Below are 15,094 nucleotides of genomic sequence, written 5' to 3' on the forward strand. Positions count from 1 at the left end.
GTGTAGTCAGTTGCACCCTTCCCGTAACAATCTAATGTGGTTGGCCTTTTAAGCAAGCAATTAACTTGAGTATTTTTAAGCGCATACCAATGTCAAAGAGAATAGCAAAACCACCCTAACGGGAATATCAGCAAATTCTTAGTTTTATTTCAAGCTATTGACTTTTGGGTCAAATTGGGAATTGATTTCGATGAGGTTACAGGAATGTAAATTAGCGGCAAAGTACATTGCCCAAACAGTGCGTAGTGTCGCACAATAACGAAAGTTTCTCTGCAAAGACCGATAATAATGAGCGAATCATTGCAAAAACCCACCATTCTTAACGTAGAAACGGTCGCGTCTTCACGACTTTTTAACGTCGAAAGTGTGGATCTGGAATTCAGTAACGGCGTGCGCCGTGTTTATGAACGTATGCGCCCCTCTACGCACGAAGCCGTGATGATTGTGCCAATTGTTGACGATCATCTGATCCTGATCCGTGAATATGCGGTTGGCACTGAATCCTACGAGCTGGGATTTTCCAAGGGGCTTATCGATCCAGGTGAGAGTATATACGAAGCGGCGAACCGTGAACTAAAAGAAGAAGTCGGATTTGGTGCAAAAGAGCTTACTTTTCTGAAAAAACTCAGTATGGCGCCATCTTATTTCTCCAGCAAAATGAACATCGTCGTGGCAGAAGATCTCTATCCTGAATCACTGCCGGGTGATGAACCAGAACCATTACCGCAGGTACGCTGGCCGCTGAAGCACTTGATGGACCTGCTGGAAGATCCTGATTTCAACGAAGCCCGCAATGTCAGCGCCCTGTTTTTGGTTCGCGAATGGCTGAAAGGTCAGGGTCGGCTCTGAACGCACAGAACAATAAATGAAAAGGGCGCATTCGCGCCCTTTTTGCTGTCTGTCAGCCGGGACCTGCCCGGCGCAGAGTTAAAAGAGTTCGTGAGACTCGCCGTTATCCATTAACGTGGTGCCCACTTCATGGACGGCTTGCTGCGTTGGCTGCGTGCCTTCAATAAAGTATTCCTGGCGGCTGCTACCACCGTTCGCCAGTTGGCCGGTGCTGCGGTCGATATTCACCGTCACTATGCCTGGCGGCGGCGTTAATGGCTCTTCAGGAACCCCATCCAGGACGACTTTCATATACGCATCCCAGGCAGGTTGTGCGCTTTTCGCGCCGCCTTCATAACCGGAAATCTGATCTTTAATCGCACCGGAGGCGGTAGTACGCCCCAAATCCCTGCGATGATCGTCAAAGCCGATCCAAACGGAGGTCACCACACCAGGGCCATAGCCTGAGAACCAGGCATCTTTCGAACTGTTCGTGGTCCCGGTTTTACCGCCAATATCATTGCGTTTGAGGTCACGACCTGCGCGCCAGCCTGTGCCCTGCCAGCCTGGCTCGCCAAAGATGTTACTGTTCAGCGCGCTTTTGATCAAAAACGACAGCGGGGTGCTGATAACATGTGGTGCGTACTCTTCGGCGCCGCTTCTTTGCACCAGCGCCTGGTTGGCTTGCTCAAGCTGTGGCTGCGGTACTGCCGCGTTCTGCTGCTCTTGTGAGGTAGCGACGTTTTCCATGTCTTTGTTTTCCAGCACGTTCGATTTCGGCGTATCGCCGTAAATCACCGGAATATCACAATCGGCACAGGCGACTTTCGGACGGACTTCAAACAGCACATTGCCCTGATCGTTTTCGATTTTGGTAATGAAATACGGATCGATCAGGAAACCACCGTTCGCCATCACCGAATAACCACGGGCGACCTGCATTGGCGTAAAGGAAGCTGAGCCCAGCGCCAGCGATTCGGTATGGACAATGTTTTGCGCCGGGAAGCCGAAACGCTGCAGATATTCTGCCGCATAATCCACGCCCATTGCGCGCATTGCACGCACCATCACCACGTTTTTCGACTGGCCCAAACCCTGACGTAAACGAATCGGCCCGGCATACTCATCCGGCGAGTTTTTCGGTCGCCAGTCGGAGCCTGCGCCTGCATCCCAGCGGGAAATTGGCGCATCATTCAAAATGCTCGCCAGCGTCAGGCCTTTATCCATTGCCGCGGTGTAAAGGAACGGCTTGATGTTAGAACCTACCTGGCGCAGCGCCTGTGTCGCGCGGTTAAACTTGCTTTGGTTAAAATCGAAGCCGCCAACCAGCGCCAATACGGCACCGTTGCGCGGGTTGATGGAAACCAGCGCGGAGTTAACATCCGGCACCTGCGCCAGCCACCAGGCATCGTCCACCTGGCGAACCCAAATCTGCTGCCCGGCCTGCACCACGTCAGTAACTTTGCGTGGCGTTGCACCTTGTTGCGTGTCGGAACGATACGGACGCGCCCAACGCATACCTTCCATGCGCAAAGAGACCGATGTGCCATCTGCCATCATCGCCGTTGCTTCTTGTGGATTGGCGCTGGTCACGACTGCCGGCGAGAGCGGGCCATAAGACGGCAGCGTTTTCAGGGAGTCGGTGATTTTTTTATTGTCCCACGCCGCTTCGCCCACTTTCCACAACACATTTGACGGGCCGCGATAGCCGTGGCGCATGTCGTAATCCATCACGTTATTACGCACGGCAGCCTGCGCGGCCTGCTGCACTTTACGGGTAATGGTGGTGTAAACGCGGTAGCCATCTTCGTAGGCTTTATCGCCATAGCGATTGACCAAATCCTGGCGCACCATTTCTGAAAGGTAAGGCGCGGAAAAAGCGATTTCCGGCGCGTGGTAATTGGCATCGATAGCTTCACCGCGCGCTTGATCATACTGTTGCTCGGTGATGTAGCCTTCACTTTCCATACGCGCCAGCACAACGTTACGGCGCGCGGTGGCGCGGTCTAGCGAATAGAGCGGGTTAAACGTAGACGGTGCTTTTGGCAGACCGGCAATCACCGCCATTTCACTCAACGTTAACTGATCGACCGTTTTCCCAAAGTAGACCTGCGCCGCGGCGCCCACGCCGTACGCGCGGTAACCGAGGTAGATCTTATTGAGATAAAGCTCAAGGATCTCATCTTTGCTCAGCAACTGTTCAATGCGGATCGCCAGGAACACCTCTTTAAGCTTACGCATTAGCGTGCGTTCCGGGCTTAAGAAAAAGTTACGTGCCAGCTGTTGGGTAATCGTACTTGCGCCCTGCGACGCGCGTCCGGAAAACATCGCCACGCTGGCGGCGCGGAAAATCCCCACCGGGTCGACACCGTGATGCTCATAAAAACGGCTGTCTTCCGTGGCGATAAACGCTTTAACCATTTCAGGCGGGATTTGATTCAGCGTCAGCGGAATACGGCGCTTTTCGCCATATTGCGCGATCAATTCGCCATCAGCGCTATAGACCTGCATCGGAATTTGTAGCCGCACGTCTTTCAGCGTGGCGACGTCAGGTAGCTGTGGCTCAATATATTTGTACAGACCGTAAATCGAGCCTGCTCCCAGCAGAATGCAACATACTGCAAGGATGAATAAATACTTTACGAACTTCACTGGAGATTTCCCATTTAGAGTCATTTGGGCAGTTTATAAACAACCGCGCGGTAGTATAAAGGCAAGCCTGATGCATTGATATAGCGTCATCCAGCGAGACGATAAGGAGATCGGGAATTATGGCATTCAGGCACTGGCAAATTGGTTTGCATATTCAACAAGATGGCATCTTCATTGTCGCCCTTGCCGCCGGGCGTCGCGGCCAGGCGCTGCGCCGTTGGTGGCACCTTCCACTATCCTCTGGCGTCGTGGTGCAGGGGCGGATAAAAGCGCCAGACGAACTGCTCGATGCATTGCGTCCCTGGCGGCAAACCCTACCGCAACGCCATTGCGTACGCATGGCATTTCCCGCCGGGCAAACCCTGCAAAAAAAGCTGCCGCGACCGGCAGTCGCGCTGCGCGAACCAGCTTTAACAAGCTGGGTTTCGCAAGCAATGGCGCGTGAACTGGAGATGGCAGAAAACGATCTCTGTTTCGATTTCACCGAAGATGAGCCCGGCAAAGCGTATGGCGTTACTGCTGCGCAAAATAAAGATGTGGCGTCGCTGCTGGAGATAGCGCAGGCATTATCTCTTCATCTTTCCTCTATTACGCCGGACGCCAGTGCGCTGCAGCCACTGTTACCCTGGCTTACGCCACCGGCTCGTTGCCTTGCCTGGTGTGATGAGCGCCAGTGGCTATGGGCTACGAGAGAGAGCTGGGGGCGACGAGCGCGGGAAGAAGCCGAAAATGCTACCCAGCTTGCCGCCGTGCTTGGGCTACCCGCAGATGAAATCGCACAGTGCGGCGAGATGCCCGGTGGATTTGACTGTTGGAGCGCTGTTCCGTCGCGCCAGCCACCTTTACCCGATGCCGGAGAACGCTACGCGATAGCTCTGGGGCTGGCTGTTGCCAGGGGATACTAATGCAGCCCGCCGTGAATTTTCTGCCATGGCGGCGTCAACAGCGGTTGCGCTGCATTCGTCTGTGGGGCGCGGTTTTCATCGCAACTGCGTTGGTGATTGTGCTGGGCGGCACGTTATGGCGGGCACTTGCTGCGGTTGATCTGCGTCAGGCTACGCTGTGGCAGCGATCTGATGCCGCCTTACTCGCCGGGTTGAACGCCGCCGAGCAGCCGTTGCAGCTTCGTCGCCAGCGCTGGCAGCAGGAGCAGGCGCAGCTATTACGGCTTCAGCGTACCCAAGCGTGGCGACAGACGTTGCTCACCCTCGCGGAAAATCTGCCTCCCAACGCCTGGTTTACTACTCTGCGCTGGCAGCAAAACCAGCTTGAAATCGCTGGCCTGGCCGGTTCCTTTCACGCATTAAGCGAGCTTGAGCAAGGGTTGCAGAAAACGACAGGATTTCAGTTGCAACCCGCAGGCACAGTAGAACGTGATGCGCAGGGGCGCTGGCAATTCCACTACCAACTGAACCGGGAGCGTGATGATGCTCAACCCTGATGTTTGGTTTGCTTTGTCATTACGAACGCGTGTGCTTTGTTGGCTACTCAGTTTACTTTGCGCACTGGCACTTTTATGGTGGCTGGCGATATCTCCGGTCAAAGAGACGGAGCTGCGGCTGGTTGCTCAACAACAGCAACAACGCACGAAGCTGCGCACTCAGTGGCAAAAATTACATGCGCTGGTGCCGCCATCAGAATCATTGACCTTGCCGGAGATTCAGGCATTTAGCCCGCTTGATTTTCAGTCACAGGGGCGCCAGCTTGCCCGCTGGCAGCCTGCTCAGGGGGGCGGAGAATTAGTGCTTGAGACCGGCTGGAAAGGTGTAGTCGAGACGTTTTCGCTGCTAACAGAGCGCGGCATGCAGGTTCCTGCGTTTTCATTAATGGCCGGTGAAGGCACGCTGAATTTTACGCTGCGAGTGGAGCAGGACAATGCGAATTAGACGTTTGTTACTGGCCGCGCTGCTCACCCTGCATCTGTGCGGTATGCGCGATCCTTTTCAGCCCCCGCCAGATACATGCCAAACCGCGCAACTTGGCAACTGGCATTTTCACGGCGCAGTGACTGGCGAGCAATCGACAGGGATCGTGCGCGATGATACCGGGCACTGGTATCGCCTTATTACCGGCGAAACACTGCCCACCGGATGGCGCGTTGTCGCTATCCACCAGGATGAAATGCTGATTGAGGTTGGTGAAGAGTGCACTCCAGCGCAATGGCGCTGGCAACGAGAAGGAACTCAACATGCGAAAATGGATAGCGAGCGCGATGCTCTTTAGTCTGCCACTTGCTGGCGCGCAGACATCACGTGTCGTCACAATGACCGTCGACGACGTGCCTGTCACGCAGGTATTGCAGGCGCTGGTTGCGCTGGAGAAGCAGAACATGGTGATTTCACCTGAGGTCAGTGGCACGGTGTCGCTGAACCTCAAAGATGTTCCCTGGCAGCAGGCGCTACAAACCGTTGCTGCCAGTGCCGGATTAACGTTAAACCAGCAGGGCAATATCTGGCAGGTTCATACCACGGCATGGCGGCAGCAAAAGCAGGCGGAGCAGGAGGCTGCTCAGCGCCAGCGCAAGCAGAACATACCCTTGCAAACACGCAGTTTTGTATTGCGCTATGCCGACGCGGTAGAGCTGGCAAAAGCCGGGGAAAAACTGCTCAGCCCACAAGGAGCGATGACGGTTGATGTGCGGCTTAACCGGTTACTAGTGCGTGACAATAAAGAAGGGCTCGCCGCACTGGAAAAATGGGTCGCACAGATGGATTTACCGGTCGAGCAGGTAGAGCTGGCGGCTTATATCGTCACCATCAATGAAAAAAGCCTGCGCGAGCTGGGGGTGAAATGGGGACTGGCGCAGGATAAACCCGCAGCGCGTGGACAACTTAGCGGCGTTTCTGGCGATTTCTCGGTTCCGGATGCCAGTACGCGCGTCAGCTTTAATATCGGCAGTATCAACGCCCAATTACTGGAGCTGGAATTGTCAGCGCTTGAGCAAAAACAGCAACTTGAAATTATTGCCAGCCCGCGCCTGTTGGCGTCTCACCGCCAGCCAGCGAGTATCAAGCAGGGGAGCGAAATACCTTATCAGGTTGCCAGCGGCGATAGCGGTAGCACGGCGGTGGAATTTAAAGAAGCGGTGTTGGGAATGGAAGTCACGCCGACGGTGCTGCCTGATAATCGTGTACGGCTGAAGTTGCGCATTAGCCAAAATATGCCGGGCCAGGTGCTACAGCAGGCAGGAGGGGAGGCGATGGCGATTGACAAGCAGGAGATTGAAACGCAGGTAGAAGTAAAGAGCGGCGATACGCTGGCGCTGGGCGGCATCTTTTCACAAAAGAATTCCGCCGACAGTGCGCAGGTTCCGGGTTTAGGCTCGATTCCAGGTATCGGCAGGTTATTTCGCCAGGACGCGAAAGATAATGAGCGGCGCGAGCTGGTGGTGTTTATTACGCCCAGGTTGGCGGCGGTACATTAAATCTGCCGTAACTCCCCCTTTTTCAATGGAACTTGGTTCATGTGTTTGACGTGAGACATGATTTAGCTTACAAGGAGTACCGATTTGAGCGTCAGTGGTCTCCGTCGAACAATGAGCAGCATGAAGGATTGCGTGTTTATTCAGTTGCCAAACAAGCCGGAGTACTGAGATAATTTTCGATCTGACTCTCGCACTATCGCATATGAGGTTTCAGTTCATGTCCTGCTACGCCGAGTCTTTGCGAAGCGGGTTTATCATCAACGAATAGTCTTAGTAGTACCGAAAAAATGGCAGAGAAACGCAATATCTTTCTGGTTGGGCCTATGGGTGCCGGCAAAAGCACTATTGGGCGTCAGTTAGCTCAACAACTCAATATGGAATTTTACGATTCTGATCAAGAGATTGAGAAACGAACCGGAGCTGATGTGGGCTGGGTCTTCGATGTTGAAGGTGAAGAAGGCTTCCGCGATCGCGAAGAAAAAATCATCAATGAGCTGACGGAAAAACAGGGCATCGTACTGGCGACCGGCGGTGGCTCTGTGAAGTCTCGCGAGACCCGTAATCGTCTCTCCGCCCGTGGCGTAGTGGTTTATCTGGAAACCACTATCGAAAAGCAATTAGCTCGCACTCAACGTGACAAAAAACGCCCGCTTTTGCAGGTGGATACACCGCCGCGCGAAGTGCTGGAAGCGTTGGCCGACGAACGTAATCCGTTGTATGAAGAGATTGCCGACGTGACCATTCGCACTGACGATCAGAGTGCTAAAGTGGTGGCAAACCAGATTATTCATATGCTGGAAAGCAACTAATTCTGGCTTAATTCACACGCCTGCGGGTTTAAGCAACTAAGGTGGATGTCGCGTCATGGAGAGGATCACAGTCACTCTCGGGGAACGTAGTTACCCTATCACCATCGCGGCTGGTTTGTTTAACGATCCAGCTTCCTTCTCGCCTCTGAAGTCTGGTGATCAGGTTATGCTGGTCACCAATGAAACACTGGCTCCGCTCTATCTTGATAAAGTCCGCCATGTTCTTGAACAGGCTGGCGTGAAAGTGGATAGCGTGATTCTGCCGGATGGCGAGCAGTACAAAAGCCTTGCGGTGATGGACACGGTTTTCACCGCACTGTTGCAAAAACCTCATGGGCGCGATACCACTCTGGTCGCGCTGGGCGGTGGAGTGGTGGGTGATTTGACCGGCTTCGCGGCAGCCAGCTATCAGCGCGGCGTGCGCTTTATTCAAGTGCCGACCACGCTCCTTTCTCAGGTTGACTCCTCTGTTGGCGGCAAAACAGCGGTTAACCACCCCCTCGGCAAAAACATGATCGGTGCGTTTTATCAGCCTGCATCGGTGGTTGTCGATCTTGATTGTCTGGCTACGCTTCCTGCCCGCGAATTGTCCTCCGGCCTCGCGGAAGTGATCAAATACGGCATTATTCTCGACGGCGAGTTCTTTACCTGGCTGGAACAGAATATGGATGCGTTGCTGCGCCTTGATGGTCCGGCGATGGCGTACTGTATTCGACGTTGTTGTGAACTGAAAGCTGAAGTTGTTGCCGCCGATGAGCGGGAAACAGGCTTACGTGCTTTACTGAATCTGGGGCATACCTTCGGCCACGCTATTGAAGCGGAAATGGGCTATGGGAACTGGTTGCACGGTGAAGCTGTCGCGGCAGGTATGGTGATGGCGGCGCATGCATCGGAGCGTCTTGGTCAGTTCAGCAAAGCAGACACGCAGCGTATAAAGGCACTGCTGAAACGCGCAGGTTTGCCGGTACAAGGCCCGCAGGAGATGTCCGCGCAGGCTTATTTACCGCACATGATGCGCGATAAAAAAGTGTTGGCGGGAGAGATGCGTTTAGTGCTCCCGTTGGCAATAGGGAAGAGTGAAGTTCGCGGCGGAGTGTCGCACGACGTAGTACTTGGCGCTATTGCTGATTGCCAGCAGGCGTAACTATTAGAAAGGTCTGGTCACGCACCGCGTGGCGTTTAACTTCGGGCGAGATGCATGATGTGGCATACGCCTTTGTGTGGGGTGTTAAATGGATGAATTCAAACCAGAAGACGAGCTGAAACCCGATCCCAGCGATCGTCGTACTGGTCGTTCTCGCCAATCTTCCGAGCGTGTCGATGAGCCGCAGATCAACTTTGATGATGTTGATGTCGATGCGGACGAACGCCGCCCTTCGCGCAACCGCCGGGCGCGTGATGAGCGTGAAGAAGAGAGCTATGAAGAAGATGAAGAAGCGTTTGACGAGGAGCGCGAAGAGCGCCGTCCGCGTAAACGTAAGAAAGCGGCAGCCGCGAAACCCGCTTCCCGTCAGTACGTGATGATGGGCGTCGGCATTCTGGTTCTGCTTCTGTTAATCATCGGCATCGGTTCTGCGCTGAAATCCCCCGCACCGACAACGAGCAATGAACAAAACGCACCGGCGGAGAAAAGCATCGATCTCGCTGCAGGCAATAACAACGCCAGCAATACCGGTGCTGCAGATCAGGCGAATGGCGCACAGCCAGCACCTGCTCAGCAACCCACTTCAGGCAATGCGCCCGCGCAGCAGGATGTCTCGCTGCCGCCGATTTCTTCTACGCCATCACAAGCTGAAGCGCCTGCCGCGCCTGCGGGTCAGCAGCGTGTTGAAGTGCAGGGCGATCTGAACAACGCACTGACTCAGCCACAAAACCAGTCTCAGTTGGATAGCGCGGTAAATTCGACGTTGCCAACAGAGCCTGCAACGGTTGCGCCGGTACGTAACGGCAACGGCGCTGCTGCGCGTCAGCAACAATCTGCTACAGCTGAAAGTCATACCGCTGCGCCGCGTACCGAACGCAAGCAGATGGTGATCGAGCCGAAGGCGGTGGCTAAAGAGTCCGTGTCGAAAGCGGAACCGAAAGCCGAATCCAAAGCTGTCGCTCAGCCGCCGAAACGCACTGAAACCGCCGCTACCGCACCAGTAAAAGCACCTGCGGTAACGTCGTCACCTGCGCAAACGCAGCCCAAAACCGTGGCTGCACCAGCCGCCAGCGCCGCGCCTGCGGCAAACACTGCTGCCGCTACAGGAAATGTCGGAGCGTTAAAGTCTGCGCCGGCTAACCATTACACATTGCAGTTGAGCAGTTCCTCGAACTCCAACAACCTCAATGCATGGGCGAAGAAAGAGAATCTGAAAAACTTCGTGGTATACCAGACAACACGTAACGGCCAGCCGTGGTATGTGCTGGTGAGTGGTGTGTACGCATCAAAAGACGATGCGAAACGTGCTGTCGCGGCGTTGCCGGCAGACGTACAGGCGAAAAATCCCTGGGCCAAACCGATACACCAGGTACAGGCCGATCTGAAGTAATGTATAAAGCGCAGGATGCTGTCGGAGCTTTCTCCACAGCCGGAGAGAGTGTAAGTAATCAGTCAGCATGAAAAAGAATCGCGCTTTTTTGAAATGGGCAGGGGGGAAATACCCCCTGCTGGACGATATCGGAAGGCATCTGCCGCAGGGTGAATGCCTTATCGAGCCGTTCGTCGGCGCGGGTTCGGTGTTTCTCAACACGTCGTTCTCCCGCTATATCCTCGCTGATATTAACAGCGACCTGATTAGCCTGTATAACATCGTTAAAGACCAGCCTGATGAGTATGTGCGCCAGGCGCGGGCGCTGTTCGCGCCTGAGACCAATCAGTCTGTGGTTTATTACCAGCTGCGCGAAGAGTTTAACCAGTGCCAGGAGCCCTTCCGGCGCGCGCTGCTGTTTTTATACCTCAATCGCCATGGCTACAACGGCCTGTGCCGCTATAATTTGCGCGGTGAATTCAACGTGCCGTTCGGCCGTTATAAGAAACCCTATTTCCCGGAAGCGGAGTTGTACCACTTCGCCGAAAAAGCGCAGAATGCCTTTTTTTACTGCGAATCTTACGCAGATAGCATGGCGCGCGCTGACGAGAACTCCGTGGTCTACTGCGATCCGCCTTACGCCCCGCTGTCGGCGACGGCCAATTTTACGGCGTATCACACCAACAGTTTCAGTCTTGAGCAGCAGGCGCATTTGGCGGCGATTGCCGAAAGCCTGGTGCAAAACCGGATCCCGGTATTGATTTCCAACCACGACACGCTGTTAACGCGTGAGTGGTACAGTCAGGCAAAATTGCACGTGGTAAAAGTGCGGCGCAGTATCAGCAGTAACGGTGGTACACGTAAAAAGGTGGATGAGCTGCTGGCACTCTATCGCCCGGCTCCGCGATAATTCGCATTCACCGCGCTGCCTGCCGAACCCTACTTTCTCAAGGAGATGCGGATGAAACAGTATTTGATTGCCCCCTCGATTTTGTCGGCTGATTTTGCTCGCCTGGGCGAAGATACCGCCGCCGTACTGGCTGCGGGCGGTGATGTGGTGCATTTCGACGTGATGGATAACCATTATGTGCCGAATTTGACCATTGGCCCGATGGTGCTCAAAGCGCTGCGTAATTATGGCATCACCGCGCCTATTGATGTTCACCTGATGGTGAAACCGGTTGATCGGCTGATCCCGGACTTCGCCGCCGCTGGCGCAAGCATTATCACCTTTCATCCCGAAGCGTCCGAACATGTCGATCGCTCCCTGCAGCTCATCAAAGAGCACGGTTGTAAAGCGGGGCTGGTGTTTAACCCGGCAACACCGCTCAGCTACCTGGATCATGTGATGGATAAACTGGACGTGATCCTGCTGATGTCGGTAAACCCCGGTTTTGGCGGTCAGTCTTTTATTCCGCACACGCTGGATAAGCTGCGTGAAGTGCGTCGTCGCATTGATGCCTCAGGCTTTGATATCCGTCTCGAAGTCGACGGCGGTGTTAAGGTGAGCAACATCGGCGATATCGCCGCCGCGGGCGCAGATATGTTTGTCGCGGGTTCGGCGATTTTCGATAAACCCGATTACAAACAGGTTATTGATGAAATGCGTAGTGAACTGGCAAAGGTAAGTCATGAATAAAATGCAGTCGATTCAGGGTATTGCTTTTGATCTCGATGGTACGCTGGTGGATAGCGCGCCGGGTCTGACCGCCGCAGTGGACAGCGCGCTGTATGCTCTTGAGCTGCCGCAGGCGGGCGAAGCGCGTGTGGTGACCTGGATTGGTAACGGCGCGGATGTGCTGATGGAGCGAGCGTTTAACTGGGCTCGCCAGGAACGCAGCAGCCAGCGCGCGGCGCAAGGCAAGCCGGACGTAGGTAACGACATTCCGCAAGAAGAGCAGATACGCATGCTGCGTAAGCTGTTCAACCGTTATTACGAAGAGACCGTGGAAGAGGGCAGTTTTCTGTTCCCGGACGTGGCGCAAACGCTGGCGGCTCTGCATGCTAAAGGCTTGCCACTGGCGCTGGTCACCAATAAGCCGACGCCATTCGTGGCACCACTGCTGGAGGCGCTGGGCATTGCGCAATACTTCACGTTTGTGGTCGGCGGCGATGATGTGGTGAACAAAAAGCCGCACCCGGAACCGTTGCTTCTGGTATGCAAAAAGCTCAATATTCAACCTCATGAGTTGCTCTTCGTGGGTGATTCGCGTAATGACATACTGGCCGCAAAGGCGGCAGGTAGCGCTTCTGTTGGTCTGACTTACGGATATAACTACGGCGAAGCGATTACCGCCAGCGAGCCGGATTACGTGTTCGATCACTTCAAAGATTTACTGCCCGCACTCGGGCTTTCGCACAGTGAAAATCAGGAAATGAAAAATGACTAAGCCCATCGTCTTTAGTGGCGCACAGCCCTCAGGTGAATTAACCATTGGCAACTATATGGGTGCGCTGCGTCAGTGGGTGAACATGCAGGACGACTATCACTGTATCTACTGCATCGTTGACCAGCACGCGATTACCGTGCGCCAGGATCCGCAAACGCTGCGTAAGGCGACGCTGGACACGCTGGCACTTTACCTGGCGTGCGGCATCGATCCGCAAAAAAGCACCATCTTCGTTCAGTCCCATGTGCCGGAACATGCGCAGCTCGGCTGGGCGCTGAACTGCTACACCTATTTCGGTGAACTGAGCCGCATGACTCAGTTCAAAGACAAATCCGCACGCTATGCGGAAAACATCAACGCCGGTCTGTTTGATTACCCGGTGCTGATGGCAGCAGACATTCTGCTGTACCAAACCAACCAGGTGCCGGTGGGTGAAGACCAGAAACAGCATCTGGAACTGAGCCGCGATATCGCCCAGCGTTTCAACGCGATTTATGGCGATATCTTCAAAGTGCCTGAGCCGTTCATTCCGAAATCCGGCGCGCGCGTGATGTCACTGCTGGAGCCGACCAAGAAGATGTCCAAATCGGACGATAACCGCAACAACGTTATCGGCCTGCTGGAAGATCCGAAATCGGTGGTGAAGAAAATCAAACGCGCCGTTACCGATTCCGACGAGCCGCCAGTAGTGCGTTACGACATCGCCAACAAAGCGGGTGTCTCTAACCTGCTGGATATTCTCTCTGCGGTAACCGGTCAGAGCATTGCGGAGCTGGAACAGCACTTTGAAGGCAAAATGTACGGCCATCTGAAAGGCGAAGTGGCGGATGCCGTTTCCGGCATGCTGACCGAACTGCAAGAGCGTTATCATCGCTATCGCAATGACGAAGCCTTCCTGCAACAGGTGATGAAAGACGGCGCGGAAAAAGCCAGCGCGCGGGCGTCGGAAACCCTGAAGAAAGTCTACGAAGCGATTGGTTTCGTTGCTAAACCGTAATCGCAGACTTTAAAAGCGCTTTATCGCTGAACGTCGTCTTAAACCCTCTGCCAGCCGGGGGTTATTTAGACAATAAAAAAGGGCAGGTTCTACCTGCCCTTTTTCTATTTTTAGAACCACTTAAGCTTATCGCGCAGCCCCACCACACGGCCAACAATGATCAGCGCCGGGCTTTGCACCTGCTGCGCCAGCTCACCCAGCTGCGATAATGCACCGCTGACGACTTTCTGCTGCACAGAGGTGCCGTTCTCAACCAGCGCCACCGGCATATCCGCCTGCATTCCATGCGCTATGAGTTGTGCCTGAATCATTGCCGCCTGATTCAGTCCCATATAGAACACCAGCGTTTGCTTTTCCGCAGCCAGATTGGCCCAGTCCAGCTCGCCACCGGTTTTCAGGTGGCCAGTCACCAGCCGCACGCTTTGCGCATAATCGCGATGGGTTAGCGGAATGCCGGAGTAAGCTGAACAGCCCGATGCCGCCGTAATCCCCGGCACCACCGAAAAAGGAATGCCTGCGTGGCAGAGCGTTTCGAGTTCTTCACCGCCGCGCCCGAAAATAAACGGGTCGCCGCCCTTAAGCCGGACAACGCGTTTACCGCTTTGCGCTTCGCGCAGCAGGATCTGATTGATCTCCTCCTGCGGCACGCAGTGATAGCCCGCGCGTTTGCCCACAAACACCCGGTCAGCATCGCGGCGCACCAGGTTCATGATCTCATCGGAAACCAGCCGGTCATACACCACCACATCGGCTTGCTGGATCTGCTGCAAACCTTTTAAGGTCAGCAGCCCGGCATCGCCAGGCCCCGCGCCAACCAGCACCACTTCACCACGGTTATCCAGCGGCTCAGCCAGCAGCTGTTCGGTCATTTTTTCCACGGCGGGTGTATCGTGGTTCGCCAGCGATTGCGCCAGGCGATCGTTGACGAACAATTTTTCCCAGAAACGGCGGCGCTCACTCATACTGGCGAACTGCTTTTTGACCCGGCCGCGTAACGTGCCCGCAAAATGAGCGACATGACCCAGATGCTGCGGCAACAGCGATTCGAGTTTTTCGCGCAGCAAACGCGCCAGCACCGGCGATGTGCCACCGGAAGAGACTGCTACCATCAACGGTGAGCGGTCAATGATTGACGGCATGATAAAACTTGCCTGTTTGGGCGCATCGACAACGTTGCAGAAGATTCGGCGCTGCTCTGCGGCGTCGCTGACGCGCTGATTCACCGCTTCGTCATCCGTTGCGGCAATCGCCAGCCAGCACACGTCTAACAGCGTTTCGCTAAATTCGCCTTCAACCAGCGTCAACATGCCTTCTTCAGCCCACACGGTGAACTGGGGAACAAACGTGAGCGCGTTAACGGTAAGCCGTGCACCCGCATCCATTAACAGCCGGGCTTTACGTTCTGCGACATCGCCGCCACCAACAAGCAGGCACTGGCGATCGCGTAGCTGGCAAAAAATTGGCAAATGGTCCACGACATT

The 15,094-nt window shown here is 54.8% G+C and carries 15 protein-coding genes; 13 read left to right on the plus strand and 2 right to left on the minus strand.

Annotation, left to right across the window (positions count from 1 at the left end):
• Window positions 1-288: 288 nt before the first annotated feature.
• Window positions 289-849, plus strand: a complete 561-nt coding sequence (gene nudE / locus C813_RS24635; protein WP_017459845.1) for an ADP compounds hydrolase NudE — start codon at window positions 289-291, stop codon at window positions 847-849.
• A gap of 78 nt (window positions 850-927) precedes the next feature.
• On the opposite strand, the gene mrcA is transcribed toward nudE, so the two are convergent.
• Window positions 928-3,480 carry a peptidoglycan glycosyltransferase/peptidoglycan DD-transpeptidase MrcA gene (gene mrcA, locus C813_RS24640; protein WP_017459846.1) on the minus strand — a complete coding sequence of 851 codons (2,553 nt, stop codon included), beginning with the start codon at window positions 3,478-3,480 and terminating at the stop codon, window positions 928-930.
• 119 nt (window positions 3,481-3,599) lie between these two features.
• On the opposite strand from mrcA, the gene C813_RS24645 reads away from it, so the two are divergent.
• The 12 genes from C813_RS24645 to trpS all read left to right on the plus strand — a co-directional run bounded on the left by C813_RS24645 (window position 3,600) and on the right by trpS (window position 13,613).
• Window positions 3,600-4,385 carry a hypothetical protein gene (locus C813_RS24645; protein WP_017459847.1) on the plus strand — a complete coding sequence of 262 codons (786 nt, stop codon included), beginning with the start codon at window positions 3,600-3,602 and terminating at the stop codon, window positions 4,383-4,385.
• On the plus strand, window positions 4,385-4,921 hold the full coding sequence (locus C813_RS24650; RefSeq protein WP_017459848.1) for a PilN domain-containing protein: 537 nt from the start codon (window positions 4,385-4,387) through the stop codon (window positions 4,919-4,921). Before C813_RS24645 ends, C813_RS24650 begins: the two co-directional genes overlap by 1 nt.
• Entirely contained in the window at window positions 4,905-5,366 is a 462-nt protein-coding gene (locus C813_RS24655) for a HofO family protein (protein ID WP_025263816.1), read from the plus strand. Before C813_RS24650 ends, C813_RS24655 begins: the two co-directional genes overlap by 17 nt.
• Entirely contained in the window at window positions 5,356-5,703 is a 348-nt protein-coding gene (locus C813_RS24660) for a HofP DNA utilization family protein (RefSeq protein WP_017459850.1), read from the plus strand. Before C813_RS24655 ends, C813_RS24660 begins: the two co-directional genes overlap by 11 nt.
• A complete protein-coding gene (hofQ, locus tag C813_RS24665; RefSeq protein WP_025263817.1) occupies window positions 5,669-6,904 on the plus strand; it encodes a DNA uptake porin HofQ in 1,236 nt (411 codons plus the stop codon). The genes C813_RS24660 and hofQ overlap by 35 nt, the downstream gene beginning before the upstream one ends.
• 287 nt (window positions 6,905-7,191) lie before the next feature.
• Window positions 7,192-7,713: a shikimate kinase AroK gene (gene aroK / locus C813_RS24670; RefSeq protein WP_017459852.1), complete on the plus strand. Its 522-nt coding sequence runs from the start codon at window positions 7,192-7,194 to the stop codon at window positions 7,711-7,713.
• Window positions 7,714-7,768: 55 nt separating this feature from the next.
• Window positions 7,769-8,857 (plus strand): 3-dehydroquinate synthase, encoded by a 1,089-nt coding sequence (gene aroB / locus C813_RS24675; RefSeq protein ID WP_017459853.1) that lies wholly within the window; start codon window positions 7,769-7,771, stop codon window positions 8,855-8,857.
• 88 nt (window positions 8,858-8,945) lie between these two features.
• Window positions 8,946-10,247 (plus strand): cell division protein DamX, encoded by a 1,302-nt coding sequence (damX, locus tag C813_RS24680; protein ID WP_017459854.1) that lies wholly within the window; start codon window positions 8,946-8,948, stop codon window positions 10,245-10,247.
• A gap of 67 nt (window positions 10,248-10,314) precedes the next feature.
• Window positions 10,315-11,136: an adenine-specific DNA-methyltransferase gene (gene dam, locus C813_RS24685; protein WP_017459855.1), complete on the plus strand. Its 822-nt coding sequence runs from the start codon at window positions 10,315-10,317 to the stop codon at window positions 11,134-11,136.
• A 51-nt stretch (window positions 11,137-11,187) separates the two neighbouring features.
• The gene (gene rpe / locus C813_RS24690; protein WP_017459856.1) at window positions 11,188-11,865 is read left to right on the plus strand and encodes a ribulose-phosphate 3-epimerase; all 678 of its coding nucleotides are present in this window, start codon (window positions 11,188-11,190) and stop codon (window positions 11,863-11,865) included.
• The gene (gene gph / locus C813_RS24695) at window positions 11,858-12,616 is read left to right on the plus strand and encodes a phosphoglycolate phosphatase (protein WP_017459857.1); all 759 of its coding nucleotides are present in this window, start codon (window positions 11,858-11,860) and stop codon (window positions 12,614-12,616) included. The genes rpe and gph overlap by 8 nt, the downstream gene beginning before the upstream one ends.
• Entirely contained in the window at window positions 12,609-13,613 is a 1,005-nt protein-coding gene (trpS, locus tag C813_RS24700) for a tryptophan--tRNA ligase (RefSeq protein ID WP_017459858.1), read from the plus strand. Before gph ends, trpS begins: the two co-directional genes overlap by 8 nt.
• A 110-nt stretch (window positions 13,614-13,723) precedes the next feature.
• Here trpS and cysG read toward each other — a convergent pair whose 3' ends face one another.
• Window positions 13,724-15,088 (minus strand): siroheme synthase CysG, encoded by a 1,365-nt coding sequence (gene cysG / locus C813_RS24705; RefSeq protein ID WP_017459859.1) that lies wholly within the window; start codon window positions 15,086-15,088, stop codon window positions 13,724-13,726.
• Between the last annotated feature and the right edge of the window lie 6 nt (window positions 15,089-15,094).

This window comes from Kosakonia sacchari SP1, assembly GCF_000300455.3.
Classification (GTDB): Bacteria; Pseudomonadota; Gammaproteobacteria; order Enterobacterales; family Enterobacteriaceae; genus Kosakonia; species Kosakonia sacchari.

What these genes read in the sequence shown, in the direction of transcription:
- C813_RS24650 (WP_017459848.1), top strand. Translation starts at nt 4,385, where the DNA reads ATGCAGCCCGCCGTGAATTTTCTGCCATGGCGGCGTCAACAGCGGTTG.
- gph (WP_017459857.1), top strand. Translation starts at nt 11,858, where the DNA reads ATGAATAAAATGCAGTCGATTCAGGGTATTGCTTTTGATCTCGATGGT.
- dam (WP_017459855.1), top strand. Translation starts at nt 10,315, where the DNA reads ATGAAAAAGAATCGCGCTTTTTTGAAATGGGCAGGGGGGAAATACCCC.
- aroK (WP_017459852.1), top strand. Translation starts at nt 7,192, where the DNA reads ATGGCAGAGAAACGCAATATCTTTCTGGTTGGGCCTATGGGTGCCGGC.
- damX (WP_017459854.1), top strand. Translation starts at nt 8,946, where the DNA reads ATGGATGAATTCAAACCAGAAGACGAGCTGAAACCCGATCCCAGCGAT.
- trpS (WP_017459858.1), top strand. Translation starts at nt 12,609, where the DNA reads ATGACTAAGCCCATCGTCTTTAGTGGCGCACAGCCCTCAGGTGAATTA.
- C813_RS24660 (WP_017459850.1), top strand. Translation starts at nt 5,356, where the DNA reads ATGCGAATTAGACGTTTGTTACTGGCCGCGCTGCTCACCCTGCATCTG.
- C813_RS24655 (WP_025263816.1), top strand. Translation starts at nt 4,905, where the DNA reads ATGATGCTCAACCCTGATGTTTGGTTTGCTTTGTCATTACGAACGCGT.
- hofQ (WP_025263817.1), top strand. Translation starts at nt 5,669, where the DNA reads ATGCGAAAATGGATAGCGAGCGCGATGCTCTTTAGTCTGCCACTTGCT.
- aroB (WP_017459853.1), top strand. Translation starts at nt 7,769, where the DNA reads ATGGAGAGGATCACAGTCACTCTCGGGGAACGTAGTTACCCTATCACC.
- nudE (WP_017459845.1), top strand. Translation starts at nt 289, where the DNA reads ATGAGCGAATCATTGCAAAAACCCACCATTCTTAACGTAGAAACGGTC.
- C813_RS24645 (WP_017459847.1), top strand. Translation starts at nt 3,600, where the DNA reads ATGGCATTCAGGCACTGGCAAATTGGTTTGCATATTCAACAAGATGGC.
- rpe (WP_017459856.1), top strand. Translation starts at nt 11,188, where the DNA reads ATGAAACAGTATTTGATTGCCCCCTCGATTTTGTCGGCTGATTTTGCT.